General features: G+C 68.1%; 21 protein-coding genes. 8 read left to right on the plus strand and 13 right to left on the minus strand.

Translation table 11 applies throughout. From position 1 onward, the window contains the following. Window positions 1-71 precede the first annotated feature (71 nt). From HFL01S_RS05265 to HFL01S_RS05275, 3 genes are all read right to left on the minus strand, one after another. The gene (locus tag HFL01S_RS05265; RefSeq protein WP_084383103.1) at window positions 72-728 is read right to left on the minus strand and encodes a YitT family protein; all 657 of its coding nucleotides are present in this window, start codon (window positions 726-728) and stop codon (window positions 72-74) included. A gap of 137 nt (window positions 729-865) precedes the next feature. Further along, window positions 866-2,080, minus strand: a complete 1,215-nt coding sequence (locus HFL01S_RS05270; RefSeq protein ID WP_066255696.1) for a 6-phosphofructokinase — start codon at window positions 2,078-2,080, stop codon at window positions 866-868. 54 nt (window positions 2,081-2,134) lie between these two features. After that, complete coding sequence (locus HFL01S_RS05275; RefSeq protein ID WP_066255698.1) at window positions 2,135-2,647, minus strand: TspO/MBR family protein; 513 nt, start codon at window positions 2,645-2,647, stop codon at window positions 2,135-2,137. Window positions 2,648-2,751: 104 nt separating this feature from the next. Between HFL01S_RS05275 and HFL01S_RS05280 the strand changes: the two genes are divergently transcribed. Continuing rightward, on the plus strand, window positions 2,752-3,813 hold the full coding sequence (locus HFL01S_RS05280) for a histone deacetylase family protein (protein ID WP_066255701.1): 1,062 nt from the start codon (window positions 2,752-2,754) through the stop codon (window positions 3,811-3,813). A 7-nt stretch (window positions 3,814-3,820) separates the two neighbouring features. Here the strand turns inward: HFL01S_RS05280 and HFL01S_RS05285 are convergent, their stop codons facing one another. From HFL01S_RS05285 to HFL01S_RS05295, 3 genes are read right to left on the minus strand one after another with little or no spacing between them, the layout of a single operon-like run. Then, window positions 3,821-4,372: a DUF3455 domain-containing protein gene (locus HFL01S_RS05285; protein WP_066255704.1), complete on the minus strand. Its 552-nt coding sequence runs from the start codon at window positions 4,370-4,372 to the stop codon at window positions 3,821-3,823. A 42-nt stretch (window positions 4,373-4,414) separates the two neighbouring features. Further along, the gene (locus tag HFL01S_RS05290) at window positions 4,415-4,807 is read right to left on the minus strand and encodes a c-type cytochrome (RefSeq protein WP_169802311.1); all 393 of its coding nucleotides are present in this window, start codon (window positions 4,805-4,807) and stop codon (window positions 4,415-4,417) included. Beyond that, on the minus strand, window positions 4,807-5,406 hold the full coding sequence (locus HFL01S_RS05295; protein WP_066255707.1) for a ferritin-like domain-containing protein: 600 nt from the start codon (window positions 5,404-5,406) through the stop codon (window positions 4,807-4,809). Before HFL01S_RS05295 ends, HFL01S_RS05290 begins: the two co-directional genes overlap by 1 nt. 214 nt (window positions 5,407-5,620) lie before the next feature. Between HFL01S_RS05295 and HFL01S_RS05300 the strand changes: the two genes are divergently transcribed. From HFL01S_RS05300 to HFL01S_RS05320, 5 genes are read left to right on the plus strand one after another with little or no spacing between them, the layout of a single operon-like run. Continuing rightward, the gene (locus tag HFL01S_RS05300; protein WP_066255709.1) at window positions 5,621-6,574 is read left to right on the plus strand and encodes a DUF3034 family protein; all 954 of its coding nucleotides are present in this window, start codon (window positions 5,621-5,623) and stop codon (window positions 6,572-6,574) included. A 21-nt stretch (window positions 6,575-6,595) separates the two neighbouring features. Continuing rightward, window positions 6,596-7,078, plus strand: a complete 483-nt coding sequence (locus HFL01S_RS05305; protein ID WP_066255711.1) for a group I truncated hemoglobin — start codon at window positions 6,596-6,598, stop codon at window positions 7,076-7,078. Between the two features lie 13 nt (window positions 7,079-7,091). Beyond that, the gene (locus HFL01S_RS05310) at window positions 7,092-7,760 is read left to right on the plus strand and encodes a cupredoxin domain-containing protein (protein ID WP_066255714.1); all 669 of its coding nucleotides are present in this window, start codon (window positions 7,092-7,094) and stop codon (window positions 7,758-7,760) included. Window positions 7,761-7,773: 13 nt separating this feature from the next. Continuing rightward, window positions 7,774-8,343, plus strand: coding sequence for a sigma-70 family RNA polymerase sigma factor (locus tag HFL01S_RS05315; protein WP_066255717.1), 570 nt, complete (start codon window positions 7,774-7,776; stop codon window positions 8,341-8,343). A gap of 8 nt (window positions 8,344-8,351) precedes the next feature. Further along, window positions 8,352-9,131 (plus strand): anti-sigma factor, encoded by a 780-nt coding sequence (locus HFL01S_RS05320; RefSeq protein WP_066255718.1) that lies wholly within the window; start codon window positions 8,352-8,354, stop codon window positions 9,129-9,131. On the opposite strand, the gene queF is transcribed toward HFL01S_RS05320, so the two are convergent. Genes queF through HFL01S_RS05340 form a run of 4 tightly spaced genes read right to left on the minus strand, consistent with a single transcriptional unit; the run spans window position 9,132 to window position 12,457 of the window. Next, the gene (gene queF / locus HFL01S_RS05325; protein WP_066255719.1) at window positions 9,132-9,974 is read right to left on the minus strand and encodes an NADPH-dependent 7-cyano-7-deazaguanine reductase QueF; all 843 of its coding nucleotides are present in this window, start codon (window positions 9,972-9,974) and stop codon (window positions 9,132-9,134) included. Further along, window positions 9,971-10,852 carry a 2OG-Fe(II) oxygenase gene (locus HFL01S_RS05330; protein ID WP_066255720.1) on the minus strand — a complete coding sequence of 294 codons (882 nt, stop codon included), beginning with the start codon at window positions 10,850-10,852 and terminating at the stop codon, window positions 9,971-9,973. Before HFL01S_RS05330 ends, queF begins: the two co-directional genes overlap by 4 nt. A 21-nt stretch (window positions 10,853-10,873) precedes the next feature. Then, window positions 10,874-11,650 (minus strand): peroxide stress protein YaaA, encoded by a 777-nt coding sequence (gene yaaA, locus HFL01S_RS05335; protein ID WP_066255723.1) that lies wholly within the window; start codon window positions 11,648-11,650, stop codon window positions 10,874-10,876. Window positions 11,651-11,656: 6 nt separating this feature from the next. Further along, window positions 11,657-12,457 (minus strand): CsgG/HfaB family protein, encoded by an 801-nt coding sequence (locus tag HFL01S_RS05340; RefSeq protein ID WP_066255725.1) that lies wholly within the window; start codon window positions 12,455-12,457, stop codon window positions 11,657-11,659. A 79-nt stretch (window positions 12,458-12,536) separates the two neighbouring features. Between HFL01S_RS05340 and HFL01S_RS05345 the strand changes: the two genes are divergently transcribed. Continuing rightward, window positions 12,537-13,229, plus strand: coding sequence for a pseudouridine synthase (locus tag HFL01S_RS05345; protein WP_066255727.1), 693 nt, complete (start codon window positions 12,537-12,539; stop codon window positions 13,227-13,229). 3 nt (window positions 13,230-13,232) lie between these two features. On the opposite strand, the gene HFL01S_RS05350 is transcribed toward HFL01S_RS05345, so the two are convergent. The 3 genes from HFL01S_RS05350 to HFL01S_RS05360 all read right to left on the minus strand — a co-directional run bounded on the left by HFL01S_RS05350 (window position 13,233) and on the right by HFL01S_RS05360 (window position 15,708). Then, a complete protein-coding gene (locus tag HFL01S_RS05350) occupies window positions 13,233-13,823 on the minus strand; it encodes a DUF3501 family protein (protein WP_066255730.1) in 591 nt (196 codons plus the stop codon). A gap of 10 nt (window positions 13,824-13,833) precedes the next feature. Next, a complete protein-coding gene (locus HFL01S_RS05355; protein ID WP_066255732.1) occupies window positions 13,834-15,183 on the minus strand; it encodes a (Fe-S)-binding protein in 1,350 nt (449 codons plus the stop codon). Between the two features lie 102 nt (window positions 15,184-15,285). Then, window positions 15,286-15,708 carry a rubrerythrin family protein gene (locus HFL01S_RS05360; protein WP_066158576.1) on the minus strand — a complete coding sequence of 141 codons (423 nt, stop codon included), beginning with the start codon at window positions 15,706-15,708 and terminating at the stop codon, window positions 15,286-15,288. 290 nt (window positions 15,709-15,998) lie between these two features. Here HFL01S_RS05360 and HFL01S_RS05365 point away from each other — a divergent pair, with 290 nt between their 5' ends. Continuing rightward, window positions 15,999-16,604, plus strand: a complete 606-nt coding sequence (locus tag HFL01S_RS05365; RefSeq protein ID WP_066255735.1) for a VOC family protein — start codon at window positions 15,999-16,001, stop codon at window positions 16,602-16,604. Window positions 16,605-16,959 lie beyond the last annotated feature (355 nt).

A 16,959-nucleotide genomic window follows, 5' to 3' on the forward strand; every position in this document is an offset into this window, starting at 1 on the left:
CGGCTTCGCCGGGCCACAGGGTGCGTCCCCCCTCCGGGGGGAAGCCGCAAAGCGGCGCAGGGGGGTTTTCATCAAACAGCCATGTACCGGCCCGGCCGGTGGTTGATCGCCAGCGTCATGTTGAGTACCACCGCCCCCAGCACCGACCAGGCGATCTGCACCGGCTCGCGCAGCGCGAACGCGGTGAGCACGATGGCGCAGTCCAGTCCCATCTGGATGTGGCCGGCGCGCCAGCCGAAGCGCTCCTGCAGGTACAGCACCAGCACGTTGAAACCGCCCAGGCTGGCCCGGTGGCGGAACAGCATCAGCATGCCCGCGCCCACCAGCAGCCCGCCCGCTACCGCGGCAAAGCCCGGCGCCAGCGCGCCGATCGAGATCCAGCGCGGAATCAGATAGGCCCAGAGCGAGAGCAGGCCCACCGCCGCAAAGGTCTTGAGCGCGAACGGCGCGCCCATGCGGCGCCAGGCCAGCCAGTAGAACGGCAGGTTGATGAGGAAGAACCAGACGCTGAAGCTCACCCCGGTCGCGTAGTGCAGCAGGAAAGCCAGCCCGGCGGTGCCGCCGCTGAGCAGGCCAACGTGGCCGAACAACACCACACCCAGGCCGACAAACAGGGTGCCAGTGAGCAGGGCCTGCACATCTTCGTGCGGCCGGTGGCGGCTGGGCGCGGCCGGCGCGCGCGGAGGCGGTTCGGTGGTCTGGGACAGGGCGTGGGACGGGGACGACATGGGGGGTCAGCGGTCAACGGGCAGACAACGGGCCGGGCGGGGAGCCGGACAACAAGGTCCGACAGTGTCGCCGCGGTCGGCCGGTGGTGGATTGACGCAGGTCAGCGGCGCACGAAGTGACGCCGCTGCCGCGCCGCTCAGGGTCTGAGCACCTTGGCCACCGGGTTGTAGCGCAGGCGGAAGGCGTCGGGCATGTCCGAACCCAGCAGCGGGCGCAGGTAGAGCCGGAAGGCGTCGGTCACATCGGTGCCGCTGGCCGAGATGAACTCGTCTTCCATGGTGCGCGTCTTGCCGGCCACGGCCTCCAGCGGCAGCAGCTCGTAGTCGGCCGAATAGAAGCCGGTGCGCTTGATCGCCACCGAACCGTCCACGCTGCCCCACATGGCGAACTGCACCGCCTTCTCGCCCACCTCGCGCGCCTCGCGCTGGTCCACGTCGCTCACGCAGCCGATGAAGCTGCGCTGCAGGTAGCCGAAGGTGTCGCCGCGCACGCGCTTGATGCCCAGCTTGGCCTTGATCTCCTCGCACAGCAGGTCGGCCAGCGCGCCGGTGCCGGACAGCTGCACGTTGCCGTGCGCGTCCTTCTCCACGTCTTTCGCCAGCTGGGTGATGATGGGCTGGCCCGAGGCGTCGTGGATGCCTTCGCTGACCGCGATCACGCAGCGGCCATACCGCTCGTACACGGCCTTCACATCGGCCAGGAACTTCGGGATCTCGAACACGCGCTCGGGCACATAGATCAGGTGCGGGCCGTCGTCCGGAAACTTCTTGCCCAGGGCGGACGCGGCCGTGAGGAAGCCGGCGTGCCGGCCCATCACCACGCCCACGTACACGCCCGGCAGGGCCGCGTTGTCCAGGTTCGCGCCCGCGAAGGCCTGGGCCACGAAGCGCGCCGCCGACGGAAAGCCCGGCGTGTGGTTGTTGCCCACCAGGTCGTTGTCGATGGTCTTGGGGATGTGGATGGATCGGAGCGGGTAGCCGGCCTTGCGCGCCTCTTCGCTCACGATGCGAACCGTGTCCGACGAGTCGTTGCCGCCGATGTAGAAGAAGTGCTCGATCTCATGCGCCTTGAGCACCTTGAAGATTTCCTGGCAGTACTTCAGGTCGGGCTTGTCGCGCGTGGAGCCCAGGGCCGAGGCCGGCGTGCGCGCCACGGCTTCGAGGTTGTGGCTGGTCTCTTGCGTGAGGTCGACGAAGTTCTCGTCCACGATGCCGCGCACGCCGTGGCGGGCGCCGTAGATGCGCTGCACGTTCTGGAAGCGTCGCGCCTCCAGCGCCACGCCCACGAGGGACTGGTTGATCACGGCGGTGGGGCCGCCGCCCTGGGCGACGAGGATTTTTCCGGACGACATGGTGGGTTCCTTCAACAAGAGAAGCGATGAACAGGCAGACGGGGCCGAATCGGTTCAGCCCAGGATGGCGGGGTTGGCCTGCCACAGCACCCAGTTCAGGTACGCGGCGAAGGCCACCCAGGCGAGGTAGGGCAGCAACAACAGGCCTGCCAGCGGGCGGATGCGCCAGAAGGCAGCGCAGGTGGCCGCGATCAGCAGCCAGAACACGATCACCTCCGCAAAGGCCCAGCCGCCTTTCTGCCATGCGAAGAACAGCCAGCTCCACAGCGCGTTGGCCACGAGCTGGACCACGAACAGGCCGAGCGCCCGGCGCCGGTCCGACGGTTCGACCGGCGCGCGCCAGACCAGCCAGGCCGCGATGGCCATCAGGGTGAACAGAACCGTCCACACCGGGCCGAACAGCCAGCCAGGCGGCGCCCAGTCCGGTTGCACCAGGCCGGCGTAGAAGTCCCTGGCGTTGGCGGAGGCCATGGCGCCGGCCGCTGCGGTGAGGTAACACAGGGCGATCCAGCCGGCGAGGCCCATGAGTTGCTGGCGGCGGTTGCGCGGGGTGTGCTGGATCGTCATGCACCGGATCGTAGTGGGGTTTGTCGCCCCCATGGGTGCGGCGGGGTTCCGGCCCGCGCCGCGCACGGTCGACGCCCGGCCCACCCCGTGCGACACTGACCCGCATGAAGACCTTCCACAACCCCCACCACGCCCTGCACCAGGGGCGCGAAGAGATGTTCCGTGGCCGCATGGTGCCCTGCCACGAGGTGCCCGCGCGGCTGGACTACGTGCTCGCCGAGCTGCAGCGGCGCTCGCAGGGTGGGTTGTTCCTGCCCGAGGTGAGCGACGCCGAGCTGGACGCAGCCATCGCGCGCGTGCACGACCCGCGCTACACGCAGTTCCTGGCCGGCGCCTGGGACGAATGGGTGGCGATGGACCCGGCGAACGCGCAGCGCGACGCCCTGCCCTCGGTCTGGCCCCTGGGCAACAAACACGCCTTCCGCACCGATGTGCTGCCGCAGAATTTCGCGGCGCGGCTGGGCCTGTTCTCCTTCGATTCGGGCTCGCCGCTGATGGCCGGCACCTGGACCGCCGCGCGGGCCGGAGCGGCCTGCGCGCTGGCGGCGGCGCGCGAAGTGCACGGCGGCGCCCGCGCGGCGTTTGCGCTGACCCGCCCGCCGGGCCACCACGCCGGGCCGGACTTCTTCGGCGGCTACTGCTTCCTGAACAACGGCGCCATCGCCGCGCAGGCGCTGCGCGACCTGGGCCACGCCAAGGTGGCCGTGCTGGACATCGACTACCACCACGGCAACGGCACGCAGACCATCTTCTACGAGCGCGCCGATGTGATGACGGTCTCGATCCACGGCGACCCCATGACCGAATACCCGTTCTTCCTGGGCCACGCCAGCGAGCGCGGCGCCGGTGCGGGCGAAGGCTTCAACCTCAACCTGCCGCTACCGCGCGGCACCGGTTTTGCCGCCTGGTGCGCCGCGCTGGACCGCGCCATAGAGGTGGTGGAGGACTTCGGCGCCGACGCCCTGGTGGTGCCCATGGGCATGGACACCTTCAAGGGCGACCCGATCTCCGGCTTCACGCTGGAGAGCAGCGACTACGACACCGTCGGCCGCCTGCTGGCCGCCGCCAGCCTGCCCACCGTGTTCACCTTCGAAGGCGGCTACGCGGTGGACGAGGTCGGCGTGAACGCGGTCAACCTGCTCGAAGCCTACTGCCGCTCGATCTGACGCCGGCTCACGCCGGCTTCCAGAAGATGTAGTCGGCCGTGTAAGTGACCACACGCTTGCTGCCCATGGTGGCCGCGTCACAGGGCGCAGCCGGGGCCACGCCGCCCTTGGTGGCCACGCGCTGGATGTGGCTCACGCCCTGGGCCATGCCGCTGCCCATGGCCGGGTTGGCCTTGACCAGCTGCAGCGGGATGTTGCCGCTGCCGTTGGGGGCCACCGCCAGCTGCGCACCGCTCACCTTGGAACCGTCGTTGAAGTCCCAGGTGGCCGGCGGGCCGTAGTACTTGCCCAGGCGCTCGCCCTTGCGGCCCTTGAGGCCGGCGTCGGGGCTCATGAACACCCACTCGTACTGGCCGGCCATGTCCTTCTTGGCCTGGCACTGGTAGGTGATGTCGCCCGCGGCAGCGGTCTCGAAGGCCACGCGGTGGCCGGCGGGCACCTGCACCGCGGCCGGCAGATCGGCCTGCGAGAACGGGGCCATGGTGGGCCCGCTGGCGCAGGCGGAGAGAGCGAGGACGGCGGCGCCGCCCAGTGCGGTGGTGGTGAAGCGGGAGAACATGGAACAGCTCCTGTGTTATCTATATAGGTGGATGAACGGAACTCAGCGGGCCGGCTGGCCCGTGGCGAGGGATTGCAGGAAAGCGACGACGTCGCGCCGGTCGGCCGCCTCGGACAGCCGGTAGCCCATGGCCTGGCCGGGCACCAGGGCCTCGGGATCGGTCAGCCAGGCCTGCAGCTTCTCGGGCGTCCAGACGTGGGTGGCGGCGGCCAATGCGGCGGAGTAGGCGAAGTCCGCCTTCTTGCCCGCTGCACGGCCGACCACATTGCCCAGCGCGGGACCGACGCGGTCGTCGTCCAGGCTGTGGCAGCCGCCGCAGCGCGACTCGAACAGTCCTCGGCCACGCGCCACGTCGCCCGACTGGGCCTGGGCCGCCGGCCACGCGGCGGCCAGCAGTCCCAGCGCGAGTGCGGCGCGGCGCAACGACATGGCCATCAGGCGCCGAAGCTCAGGGCGCCACCGGGCAGCGGACGGCCCAGGGCGTTGGTGAGCACGGTGAAGTGCATGGTCTCGTCGGCCGCCAGGCGCGCGGCCACCTTGGCCAGGTCCTTGCTGCCCAGCGAGGGGATCACGCCCAGGTAGGCGTTGGTGGCGCCCAGCTCCAGCCGCGCGGCCAGGTCCAGCACGTCGGCCTGGTTGCGCAGCGTGTCGGCCTTGAGCGCCTTGGCGTAGTCGTCCAGCTTCTTCTCGGCCACCGGCGTGCCGCCCAGCTTCTGGATGGTGGCGATCAGCGCGTCGCGGTGCGCCTTGTGGTGGCCCTGGAAGCTCACGGCCACATCCAGCACCCCCTTCTGCAGCAGACCGCTGCCGGCGCCCAGCTGGTAGGCGTTGATGGCTTCGTGCTCCAGGCCGAGCGCCACGTTGAGGATGGACACGTCCTTGGACACATCGGCGGACATGCCCTGGGCGAGCGTGTCCTTGCCGGCCAGCAGCGCCACGGCCACAGCCGAGAGCGCGCCGCCGCGGCGCATGAAGCTGCGGCGCGAGGCGGGTGGGCCGACGAATTCGGAAGCGGGAAGGATGATGTTCGACATGGTGGGGTCCTTGTGTGGTGGGTGAGGGAAACAGCGCCGGTCGAGAAATCAGCACCGACGGTTCTGATACGCAGGCCGTTCCCACGACGGATTCAGAAACCCACAAATTTTTTGTGGACATGCAGCGCCTGAATCCGTTGGCCCGCTGACCGCGTAAAGAGTGGGTCGGGTCTGCTCAGCAACCGGCACCCTTCCCCAACCCACACAACCCACCATGCCCCACACCCTCCACTCCCCACTGCGCCGGCACCCCGCCCGCCACCTGCTCGCCCTGGGCGCCACCGCTGCCCTGCTGGCCCACGCACCCGCCCAAGCCGACACCGGCAAGCTGCTGCTGACCGGCGGCGTGAGCACCATCGACGGCGCGGCCGGCGGTGGCCTCTCGCCCTGGGCGGTGATCGGCAGCCAGGCCACCGAAGGCCAGACAGGCTTTTCGGCCCACCTCAGCCATGCGCGCACACAGGACTACAAGCTCAACGCCTTCGGCGCCGCGGTCGGCATCAACGACCGGGTGGAGCTGTCCGTGGCGCGGCAGGACTTCGACACCGGCATCACCGGCACCCTGCTGGGCCTGCCGGGCCTGAACCTGAAGCAGGACATCGTCGGGGCCAAGTTCCGCGTGGCGGGCGACGCCATCCTCGACAGCGACACGCTGATGCCGCAGATCGCGGTCGGCGTGATGGCCAAGCGCCTGGGCTCCACCGGGCTGGACAGCACGCTGTCCGCGCTGGGCGCCAAGCGCTCGGGCACCGACCTCTATGTCAGCGCCACCAAGCTGTTCCTGGCCCAGGGCCTGCTGGTCAACGGCACGCTGCGCGCCACCAAGGCCAACCAGGGCGGCCTGCTGGGCCACGGCGCCACGCTCGGCGGCGCCGACAACGGCTACGAGCTGATGCCCGAACTCTCGGTGGCCTACCTGCTGCGCAACAACCTGGCGGTCGGCTTCGAGTACCGCGCCATGCCCGACAAGCTGAACAAGGCCGGTGCCGCGGCCGGTCTGGGCGACGGCCTGCGCGCCGGCGACTGGAAAGACATCTTCATCGCCTGGGCGCCCAGCAAGAACGTCTCGCTCACCCTGGCCTATGTGGATCTGGGCACCGTCGTGCCGGCCACCACGAAAGGCAAGAAGCAGACCGGCACCTACCTCTCGGCCCAGTTCGCGTTCTGAACCCACACACAAACCACCACCATGAAACAGCTCATCACCCTCTCCGCCCTCTCTCTGCTGACCCTCATCGGCTCCCCGGCGGGCGCCCAGTCCATGGACAAGCCCATGGCGCCCTCGCCCGCATCGGCCTACCCGGTGGCCCCGGCCCCTGGCCTGTACGACGCCCTGGGCGGCCAGACCGGCCTGCGCACCCTGATGAACGATTTCGTCAACCGCCTCAAGGCCGACGCGCGCCTGGCCGAAGCCTTCAAGGAAGCCAACGGCGCCAACCTCGCCAAACAGCTGACCGACCAGATCTGCCAGCTCGCCGGTGGTCCCTGCGTCTACAACGGCCCCGACATGAAAGAGGCCCACAGCAACATGGACGTGACCCGCGCCGACTTCAACGCGCTGGTCGAGGTGCTGCAAATGAGCATGGACGCCCGCGGGATTCCGTTTGCCCGGCAGAATCAGCTGCTCGCGCTGCTGGCCCCGATGCACCGCGACGTGATCAACGTCCGATAAACCAGGAGACCCCATGCGCCACGCCCCCCTTCTGGCCGCCTGCCTGCTGGCCGGCCTTCATGCGGCACAGGCCGCCACCGTGCAGGTCACCGTGCTCGCCCGCGACGGCAAGCCGCTGCCCGACGCGGTGGTGGTGCTGGAGCCGGCCGCCGGCCAGCCGGTGCCGGCGGCGCAGCCGGTCAGCCAGACCGTGACGCAGGAGAAGATGCAGTTCGACCCCATGCTCAGCGTGGTGCCGGTCGGCTCGAAGATCCGCTTCTCCAACCTCGACCGCTGGGACCACCACGTCAAGGGCGGCACACCCAGCCTGCTGGCCACGGGCACCACCGCCTTCGAGTTCCGCCTGGCGGGGCGCACGCAGGGGCAGACCCCGCCCAGCAGCGAGGTGACGATGGAGAAGGCCGGGCCGATCCAGCTGGGCTGCCACCTGCACGGCTCGATGCGCGGCTTCGTCTACGTGGCGTCCACGCCCTGGGCCGCCAAGACATCCGCCGACGGCACCGCCACCCTGCCCCAGGTGCCCGAGGGCGCGATGCAGCTGCGGGTCTGGCACCCGGACCAGCTGGTCGACCAGGCCAGCGTCGCGCTGCAGGTGCAGCCGGTCACCACGGTGAACGTGCCCACCCTGGTGCAGCCGCGCAAGGCGCGCCGGGTGCAGTTCGACTCCGGCAGCACCTACTGAGGCCGCCCACCGCATGGACACCGACCAGACCCTGATGGCGCTGCTCGACCGCGTGGCGCAACGCGACGAGACCGCGCTCAAGTCGCTCTACGACCTCACCAGCGGCAAGCTCTACGGCCTGGCGCTGCGGGTGCTGGAGCGCCACGAGTGGGCCGAGGACGCGCTGCAGGAGACCTTCCTGCAGGTCTGGCGCAGCGCGCCCGACTACCGCGCCTCGCTGAGCCCGCCGATGGCCTGGATGGGCCTGATCGTGCGCAGCCGCGCGCTGGACCTGCTGCGCCGGCGCAAGGCCGAGCGCGAGCACCTGAGCGACGACATCGACGACGACGGCATGGCCGACCGGCTCGAAGGCGACACGCCCGATCCGATGCACACCAGCCTGGCCAGCCAGCAGGCCTGGGCGCTGCACCAGTGCCTCACGCGGCTGGAGAACAAGCAGCGCGAGGTGGTGAGCCTGGCCTACCTGCGCGACCTGAGCCACGGCGAGCTGGCCGAACAGCTCAAGCTGCCGCTGGGCACTGTCAAGACCTGGATCCGCCGCGGGCTGGACCAGCTGCGTGTGTGCATGGCAAGGTTTGCCTGAGGAACGCCATGGACATCCACCGACACCCCGAGCTGCTGGACCGACTGGCTGCGGCCTACGCCATCGGCACCCTGCGCGGCGGCGCGCGGCGCCGCTTCGAAACCCTGGCGCGCGAGCGTGCGCCGGTGCGCGCGGCGGCCCTGGTCTGGCAGAGTCGCGTCGCCAGCATGACCGAGCTGGAGCCCGCGGTGACGCCCTCGCCCGTGGTCTGGACGCGCATCCACAACCTGATCGAGGCCGAGCGCGAGCAGGCCGCCATGGCCGCGGCCCGCGCGGCACCAGCGCCGCCGCCCCCCACCGGCTGGTGGCGCAGCCTGGCGCTCTGGCGCGGTGCGGCCGGTGCCGGCGCGCTGGCCACCGTGCTGGCCGTGGTCACCACCGTGGGCCTGCGCGACCGGCTCGGGGCACAGATCGACGAACTGCAGGCGAAGCTGAGCAACCAGCCGCAGATCGAATACGTGGCCGTGCTCAACGACGAGCAGGCCAGCGCCTCGATGCTGGTGACCTTCGACCCGAAGAACCGCAAGCTGACGCTGCAGCGCGTGGGTGGCTACCAGGAAGCGGCCGACAAGTCGCTGCAGCTCTGGGCCCTGCCGCCGGGCAGCAAGCCGCGTTCGCTGGGCGTGCTGAGCCAGGAGAAGCTGCTGCAGCTCGCAGCAGGCGAAGGTGATGTGCGCGAAGTGCCGGCGCTGGCCATCAGCCTGGAACCCAAGGGCGGCGTGCCCAGCGAGACCGGCCCCACCGGACCGGTGCTGTTCAAGGGCGCGCTGATCCAGAAGATGCTCTGATCACTGCCGCGCGGTGCGCGTGTTGGCGGGCGGCAGCTGGGGGTGGCTGCTGCGCCAGGGGTTGATGTCCAGCCCGCCGCGGCGCGAGTAGCGCGCATAGACCATCAGCTTGGCCGGCTTGCAGCGCGCCATGATGTCCATGTAGATGCGCTCGACGCACTGTTCGTGGAATTCGTTGTGGTTGCGGAAGCTCACGATGTACTGCAGCAGCCCGGCCTGGTCGATCTGCGGCCCGCTGTAGCGGATCTGCACGCTGCCCCAGTCGGGCTGGCCGGTCACCGGGCAGTTGCTGCGCAGCAGGTCGCTCACCAGCACCTCGTCCACCGGCTTTTCGTCCAGCGCGGCGGAAAGGAAATCCGGCGTCGGCTGGTAGGTGTCGCACTCGACATCGAGCCGGTCGATCGACACGCCTTCCAGCTCCTTGACCGGCTCGCACTCGAACAAGGGCGGCAGCAGCAGCCGCACACCGGCCCCCGACCTCACCTTTTCCCCGCCCCAGATCGCGCGGCTGACGTCGTCGCGGATGCGGTCGCGCACCGCGTCGGCGCTGTCCAGGCGGGTGTTGTTGAAGCTGTTGAGATAGAGCTTGAACGACTTGCTCTCGACGATGTGCGTGCTCTCGCAGGGGATGGTGATGTGGGCGATCGCCACCTGCGGCTTGCCCTTCGTGTTCAGCCAGCTCAGCTCGAAGGCGGTCCAGAGGTCGGCGCCCAGGAAGGGCACGCTGCCGGTGATGCCGATTTCGGCGCGCTTGGGCTCGCGCGGCAGCGGAAACAGCAGGGACGGGTCGTACCGGTCGACGTAGTCGGTGGTCTTGCCCAGGGGAGATTGGTCTGGCGTCATTCGAATACCCGTTCGCGCATCCATTTGGTCGCCACCCATTTTTCACCTTCGAGCACCGGCGCGCCGCCGTGCAGGGTCATAGTGCCAGGGTGCGGCCGGTTGTAGGAAAAAAACACCGCATTGCCGCGCACCGGCGCCACCTCCAGACCGATGTCCGGGAAGGTCGTGCCGCCGCCGCGCGCCGGTTCGTTGAGATACATCACCACCGTGCCCACGCGCTGGCCGCCGCGCTTGAGGATGGTCGGCGTGCCCGGCTCGGCCGGGTCGAAGTAGTCGTAGTGCGGCTTGTATTCCGCACCCACCTTGTAGTTGAGCACCTGGATGCCCTCGCCGTTTTCCACCGGCCAGTTCACCAGCCGCGCAATACGCGCCTCGATGCGCTTGACCAGCTCGCTTTCGCCGCGGTTGAAAAACATGCCGTTGCTGGTGCGGTCGGGGTTGAGCTCCTCGCCGCCGGTGGCGGTCTGCACGGTGAGCGAACGCGCCAGGCGCGGCCGGGAGGCCTCGATCAGGCCGTCGCACTCCTCATGGCTGAGCAGGCCGCCGAGCACCACCACCCGCGGCTGCGTCACCGAGATGATCACGTCGACCATGCGGTCGCCCGCGTCCAGCCGGCGCGGCGAACCGCTGAGTGCGACATCGGGCACGCGCACCGTGGCCATCTCGCGCGCCGGGGCCTGCGTGGGCGCGGGCGCGGCGGCGCGGCCGGCACCGAGCTTCTGCAGGTGGTCGCGCAGGGTCTGCTCCAGCGCGGCCTCGGCCACATCCGCCTGCCAGCCGGCCTTGACCATGGCGTCGAGCACGGCCTCGGGCATGCAGCCGGCGGTGGACTGCTCGATGATCCACTGGCGCAGTTCGGGGGTGACGGTCTGGGTCATGGTCGTCTCCTCGGGTGGCGGTCAGGCGCCCTGGTCGCGCCGGAACACGAAACGGTCGGGCCCGCTGGCGTCTGGCGCGAAGCGGTAGCCCTCCAGGTCGAAGCCCTTGAGCTGCTCGGGCGTGGCCGCCCGGTGCTGCAGCGCGTAGCGCACCATCAGGCCGCGCGCGCGCTTGGCGAAGAAGCTCACGATCTTGTATTGGGCGCCCTTTTTCTCTTCGAACACGCAGTTCACCACACGCGGCTGCAGCGCCTTGAGGTCGACCGCCTTGAAATATTCCTCGCTGGCCAGGTTGACCAGCACCGGGCTCTTGTCGGCGCGGGCGCGGCCATTGAGGTAGTCGGCGATCTGGCTGCCCCAGAAGCGGTAGAGGTTGCCGCCCTTGTCGGTCTTGAGCCGCGTGCCCATCTCCAGCCGGTAGGGCTGCATGCGGTCCAGCGGGCGCAGCACGCCGTACAGGCCGCTGAGGATGCACAGGTGCTGCTGCAGCCAGTCCAGCTCGCCTTCGTTCAGCGTCTTCGCATCCAGTCCGCCATACACGTCGCCGTCGAAGGCCAGCACGGCCTGCTTGGAGTTCTTGGCGGTGAATTTGGGCGACCAGGCCTGGTAGCGCGCGGCGTTCAGGCCCGCGAGCTGGTCCGACAGGTCCATCAGATCGGCCACCTGCTGCGGCGACTTCTCGCGCAGCACGGCGATCAGCGCGCTCGCCTGTTCCACGAACAGCGGTTGCGTGAAGGTCTTGATGTGGGCCGGCGTCTCGTAGTCGAGCGCCTTGGCAGGGGAAATGACAAACAGCATGGTGGCTCAGCCAGCCTTCTTCTTGGTGGGCACAGGTTCGGGCAGCGGCTTCTCGACCAGGCGCTGCACCTCATCGACCAGGTGGTTGTGCGCGTCCAGGAAGGCCGCTGCTATCACCTTGGCCTCGTTGGTGTTGCTCCAGCCCAGACCGCCTGCGCCGCCGGCCTTGCCGATGGCCAGGCCACCGATGCCCAGATCGGTGCTGCGTGCGGCGCCGGTGGCGGCAGAAAGTTGCTCCGTGGTTTCGTTGTCGGTCAGCAGCAGCACAACTTGAGCTTCCTTGAGCTTGACGTTCTCGGCCGCACCGGCGATCACGTTCAGGCCCGGAATCTGCGCCAGGATGCCGCCGATCTGGCGGCCCGCGTCCTGCTCGGAAAACGTCAGGCTGGGCACCAGGGTGTACTGCGCCACGATGCCGCGGCCCTTCTTGACCGTGGTGTCGTCCTGGCGCAGCACGCCGGACTCCTTGAGGTCCTGCTCCTTGACGGTGGCGTTCAGGCCCGAGTGCCGGTCGACGATGCGGAAGCACCCACTCTGCTGCATCATCACGCGCACCAGCGGCAGGGGGGAATCAGGCAGGCCGCCGCGGCCAATGCCGACATACCCGTTGGGGTTCTCCATCAGCGCAACCACCGCCACCGGCGCCGCGCAGGTCTTGAGCTCGGTGGCGGCGTTGCTGGCGCCGTCCGGGCCAGCCGAACCCTTGACGACGGAGCCGCCCTCACCCAGCTCCACGCCCTGCTTGCCGCAGGCGGCCAGCAGCAAAGAAAAGGCCAGCGCAGCGAGGGTCGGGACGCGTCGGAGCATGGTATTCCAGGGGGAAAAACAGGGAAAACCGAGTGTACCCGTGGCATCCAGGGCCATCTGTCGCCGGACAATCGGCCCCATGCTGCGCATCCTGCACCGCGACGACCACCTGATCGCCATCGACAAACCGCCCGGCCTGCTGGTGCACCGCACCGGGCTGGACGCGGGCGAGACCCGCTTTGCGGTGCAGCTGCTGCGCGACCAGATCGGCCGGCAGGTCTGGCCGGCGCACCGGCTCGACAAAGGCACCAGTGGCGTGCTGCTGTTCGCACTGGACGCGGCCACGGCCAGCCAGCTCGGCAGAGCCTTCGAATCCGGCGAGGGCATCACCAAGACCTACCACGCCATCGTGCGCGGCTGGCCCGCCGACGCCGGCCTGATCGACTATCCGCTCAAGCGCATGCCCGACGACATGCGCGTCGAACGTGAAGAGGTGCAGGAAGCGCAAACCCGGTTCAGGACGTTGGAGCGCTACGAGCTGCCGATTCCGCAAGGCAGCTTTGCGACCACCCGCTGCGCCCTGGTGGAACTGCAACCACTCACCGGCCGCCGCCACCAGCTGCGGCGCCACATGAAGCACATCGCCCACCCGATCATCGGCGACGCGACGCACGGAAAGGGGCCGTTGAACCGGGCGGTGGCGGCGTTTCTCGGGGTGCAGCGGCTGTGGCTGCATGCGAGCCACCTGGCGCTGCATCACCCGGTCAGCGGCGAAGCGCTGTCACTGGAGGCCCCGCGCGATCCGGACTGGTCGAGCTGGCCCCGCGCCTGAGACTTACTTCAGATCCCCCGCCAAACTCGCCAGCGTCTCGGCCGGAATCTGCAGGTGCGCGGGGTAGTTCGTGTGGTCGCAGCCGAGCTTGACGGCCGCGCCGGCCTGGATCGCAGCGCGCATGGCAGGCGTGAACTCGAAGCGCACGAAGTGCACCGCGCTGGTCTTCTGCTCGTTCTCGCGGTCCAGGTCTTCATCGGCGATGGCGTAGACACGTTCGTAGCCTTCGACCTCGACGAACATGCGGTCTTCCACGCCGATCAGGCGCGCGAGTTCGCGCTTGCGCTCGTTGACGTCGATGTACTCGATCATCATCGTCGCCTTCCAGTTGCTGCCGTCGGGCACCAGCGGTGCGTAGGCCTCGATCTCCTGCTGGATGCCCTCTTCCTCGAAGATCTTCTCGATGCGCAGCATCTCCTGGATCTGGTAGCGGATGGTGGTCTCGCTTTCGAACTGCAGGTTCAAGTGTTCGCCGAGCTGCACGCTGCGCAGCTTGCGGTGCGCGATGACCTCGGGCTTGTGAACCTTGCGCCACTTGCTGTAGGCCTCCAGGCTCATCAGGTTGTCGGGGGTGATGTGTCCGGTCAGTTGCATGGTGTGGTCCTCACTTCAGGCCATAGGCGCGGGCCACGAGCGACAGCGGGTGTTGCAGCTCAGGCGCCCCGTGGCCGTTCACTTCAAAACCCTGCGCGATGTGGTGGCCGCCCAGCGGGCAGTCGGAGCTGATGTAGTCGGGCTTGCTGCCGTCCTTCATGGTGGCCATGGCCTTGAACACCGGCTTGCCGATCTTCATCGCCTGCTGGTGCGTGCCTTTCTTGACGCCGAAGGTGCCGGCATGGCCCGAGCAGCGCTCGATGGTGTTGACCGTGGTCTCCGGGATCATCTTGAGCATCTCTTCGGTCTTGCGGCCGATGTTCTGCACCCGGCCGTGGCAGGGGATCTGGTAGCTGATGTTGCCGAGCTTCTGGGGGAACTCGGTCTTGAGCAGGCCGTCGCGCTTGCGCGCCATGAGGTACTCGAACGGGTCCCACATGTGTTCCTTGACGAGCTGCGTGTCGGCGTCGTCGGGGAACATGAGCGGGATCTCCTGCTTGAACATCAGCGCGCAGCTGGGCACGGCGGCGAGGATGGCAAAGCCGTCGCGCGCGTACTTCGCCAGCATCGGGATGTTGGCTTCCCTGCTGGCCTGCACCGAGTCCAGATCGCCCAGTTCCAGCTTGGGCATGCCGCAGCATTTTTCCTTCTCGACGATGGTGTACGGGATGTCGTTGTGGTCGAGGATCTTGAGCAGGTCCAGGCCGATGCCAGGCTCGTTGTAGTTGATGTAGCAGGTGGAGAAGATGGCGACCTTGCCGGGCGTCTTCTCGCCGTCGACCACCTTGCTGGCCTTGGCGCCGGGCGCGGCCCAGCGGAAGCGTTGGGTCGCCAGATCGGGCAGCCAGGCGTCCTTGTCCACGCCCATGGCGCTTTCCATCACGCCGCGCGCGGCCTTGGTCTTATTCACCGCGTTGACCACTTGCACCACGATGGGAATGCCGGCGAACTGGCCGTGCACGTCGGTGGAGGCCAGCAGCTTCTCGCTGGTCTTGACCTCACCCTTTTTGAACTTGATGGCCTTGGCGCGCAGCATGGTGTGCGGGAAGTCCAGGTTCCACTCGTGCGGCGGCGTGTACGGGCACTTGGTCATGTAGCAGAGGTCGCACATGTAGCACTGGTCCACCACCTTCCAGTAGTCCTGCTTGGCGACCCCATCGACTTCCATGGTGCTGCTCTCGTCCACCAGGTCGAACAGGGTCGGGAACGAGCCGCACAGGCTCACACAGCGCCGGCAGCCGTGGCAGATGTCGAAGATGCGCTCCAGCTCGTGGAAGCACTTCTCCTCGTCATAGAAGTCGGGGTTCTTCCAGTCCAGCGGATGGCGCGTCGGCGCCTGCAGGTTGCCTTCGGTGGCCATGTCTCTTGTCCTCGTCTGTGCGGGTTGGCTCGTGGGTTTTTGAAAGCGCTCGGCCAGGCAGAACGCTTTCAAAAACGCGCCGCGGGTGCGGCGCGCAAGGGATCAGTCCACCAGCTCGTTCAGAGCCTTCTGGTAGCGGTTGGCGTGCGAACGCTCGGCCTTGGCCAGGGTCTCGAACCAGTCGGCGATCTCGTCAAAGCCTTCTTCGCGCGCGGTCTTGGCCATGCCCGGGTACATGTCGGTGTACTCGTGGGTTTCGCCGGCCACAGCGGAGGCCAGGTTCTGGCGGGTGCTGCCGATGGGCAGACCGGTGGCCGGGTCGCCTGACTGCTCCAGGAACTCCAGGTGACCGTGCGCGTGACCGGTTTCGCCTTCGGCGGTGGAGCGGAACAGGGCCGCCACATCGTTCTGGCCTTCCACGTCGGCCTTGTTTGCGAAGTACAGGTAGCGGCGGTTGGCCTGGGATTCGCCGGCGAAGGCGTCCTTCAGGCACTGCTCGGTTTTCGAGCCTTTCAATGCGGCCATGGGTATCTCCTTGTCTCGTGGGTTGAGGAAGCGCCCAGCCCGCCCGCCAGGCGGCGGGGAGGTCTGTGACAGGCAGACCGTACGCCGCCCCCTTCCGTCCGTCAAATTGCCGCAGGCTATGTGACGAATTGTTCAAAGCTATTCAGAGGGAGCCATTGATAACCACTCTCAACTGGGTCGACACCCCTCAGGAAAACCCTCACACTGACCCGGTGTCGGATGCCCGATAAGATTTCGTTTTGTTAAATGCATTCAACATTGCGGAACTTCACGATAGAACAGGAGACTCCATGAACGCCACCCTGCCCCCGCCCGCTCCGGTGCAGCAGCTGCACCACTACGCCTACCGGGCACGCGATGCCGAAGAGACGCGGCATTTCTACGAGGACATCCTGGGCCTGCCGCTGTATCACATCATCCAGAGCGACTACGTGCCCAGCACAGGCGAGTACTGCCCGTACACGCACTTTTTCTTCCGCCTGCAGGACGGTTCGTTCATCGCCTTCTTCGACCTGGGCGACGACGTGGCGGCCGAGCCGTCGCCGAACACGCCGAAGTGGGTGAACCACATCAGCTTCCGGGTGAACACGGTGCAGGAGTTGGAGAACACGAAGGCGCGGCTGCAGGCGCACGGGATCGAGGTGCTGGGGGTGACGGATCACCACATCTTCAAGAGCATCTATTTCTTCGACCCGAACGGCATCCGGCTGGAGCTGACGGCGCAGCTGGCGGACGAGTTCCAGATGCTGGAGGAGAGCAAGACGGCGCATGCACGGCTGGCGGAATGGAATGCGCGCAAGGAGCAGTGGCGCAAGGAGCGGGCGGCTGGTGGGGTCGCTGCGCCATTGAAGCCGCAGGCGAATGACCGGCCGGAGTTTGTGCCCGCTTCGTCCTGACCTGCGCTCAGATGGCTTTGGCTTTGGCGGTGCTCCGTGTGGCGAGGGCTGGGGTGACCGGCTCCGCTCGTGTCCCCCGCCAGCGGCTCCGCTCGTGTCCCCCGCCAGCGGCTGCGCCGCTGGCTCCTCCTTTACCTCGCTGCGCCGGTCACCCCAGCCCTCACCACACTAAATGGAGCGCCAACAGTTCGCGCACACAGTCCTTCTGCCTGGAAGTGCCGGGTGTACTGTGTAGCGAAGTAAAGGAGGAGGCCCGGCGCAGCCGGGCCGGGGGACATGAGCGGAACAGTGCACCCGGCACTTCCGGGCCCGCGAGGTCGATGAGAGAAAAACAGAACACAGACAGGAGACACCC

The organism is Hydrogenophaga flava NBRC 102514, assembly GCF_001571145.1.
Taxonomy (GTDB): domain Bacteria; phylum Pseudomonadota; class Gammaproteobacteria; order Burkholderiales; family Burkholderiaceae_C; genus Hydrogenophaga; species Hydrogenophaga flava.

Coding starts and splice junctions, on each gene's coding strand:
- HFL01S_RS05265 (WP_084383103.1), bottom strand. CDS start 728: ATGTCGTCCCCGTCCCACGCCCTGTCCCAGACCACCGAACCGCCTCCG.
- HFL01S_RS05270 (WP_066255696.1), bottom strand. CDS start 2,080: ATGTCGTCCGGAAAAATCCTCGTCGCCCAGGGCGGCGGCCCCACCGCC.
- HFL01S_RS05275 (WP_066255698.1), bottom strand. CDS start 2,647: ATGACGATCCAGCACACCCCGCGCAACCGCCGCCAGCAACTCATGGGC.
- HFL01S_RS05280 (WP_066255701.1), top strand. CDS start 2,752: ATGAAGACCTTCCACAACCCCCACCACGCCCTGCACCAGGGGCGCGAA.
- HFL01S_RS05285 (WP_066255704.1), bottom strand. CDS start 4,372: ATGTTCTCCCGCTTCACCACCACCGCACTGGGCGGCGCCGCCGTCCTC.
- HFL01S_RS05290 (WP_169802311.1), bottom strand. CDS start 4,807: ATGGCCATGTCGTTGCGCCGCGCCGCACTCGCGCTGGGACTGCTGGCC.
- HFL01S_RS05295 (WP_066255707.1), bottom strand. CDS start 5,406: ATGTCGAACATCATCCTTCCCGCTTCCGAATTCGTCGGCCCACCCGCC.
- HFL01S_RS05300 (WP_066255709.1), top strand. CDS start 5,621: ATGCCCCACACCCTCCACTCCCCACTGCGCCGGCACCCCGCCCGCCAC.
- HFL01S_RS05305 (WP_066255711.1), top strand. CDS start 6,596: ATGAAACAGCTCATCACCCTCTCCGCCCTCTCTCTGCTGACCCTCATC.
- HFL01S_RS05310 (WP_066255714.1), top strand. CDS start 7,092: ATGCGCCACGCCCCCCTTCTGGCCGCCTGCCTGCTGGCCGGCCTTCAT.
- HFL01S_RS05315 (WP_066255717.1), top strand. CDS start 7,774: ATGGACACCGACCAGACCCTGATGGCGCTGCTCGACCGCGTGGCGCAA.
- HFL01S_RS05320 (WP_066255718.1), top strand. CDS start 8,352: ATGGACATCCACCGACACCCCGAGCTGCTGGACCGACTGGCTGCGGCC.
- queF (WP_066255719.1), bottom strand. CDS start 9,974: ATGACGCCAGACCAATCTCCCCTGGGCAAGACCACCGACTACGTCGAC.
- HFL01S_RS05330 (WP_066255720.1), bottom strand. CDS start 10,852: ATGACCCAGACCGTCACCCCCGAACTGCGCCAGTGGATCATCGAGCAG.
- yaaA (WP_066255723.1), bottom strand. CDS start 11,650: ATGCTGTTTGTCATTTCCCCTGCCAAGGCGCTCGACTACGAGACGCCG.
- HFL01S_RS05340 (WP_066255725.1), bottom strand. CDS start 12,457: ATGCTCCGACGCGTCCCGACCCTCGCTGCGCTGGCCTTTTCTTTGCTG.
- HFL01S_RS05345 (WP_066255727.1), top strand. CDS start 12,537: ATGCTGCGCATCCTGCACCGCGACGACCACCTGATCGCCATCGACAAA.
- HFL01S_RS05350 (WP_066255730.1), bottom strand. CDS start 13,823: ATGCAACTGACCGGACACATCACCCCCGACAACCTGATGAGCCTGGAG.
- HFL01S_RS05355 (WP_066255732.1), bottom strand. CDS start 15,183: ATGGCCACCGAAGGCAACCTGCAGGCGCCGACGCGCCATCCGCTGGAC.
- HFL01S_RS05360 (WP_066158576.1), bottom strand. CDS start 15,708: ATGGCCGCATTGAAAGGCTCGAAAACCGAGCAGTGCCTGAAGGACGCC.
- HFL01S_RS05365 (WP_066255735.1), top strand. CDS start 15,999: ATGAACGCCACCCTGCCCCCGCCCGCTCCGGTGCAGCAGCTGCACCAC.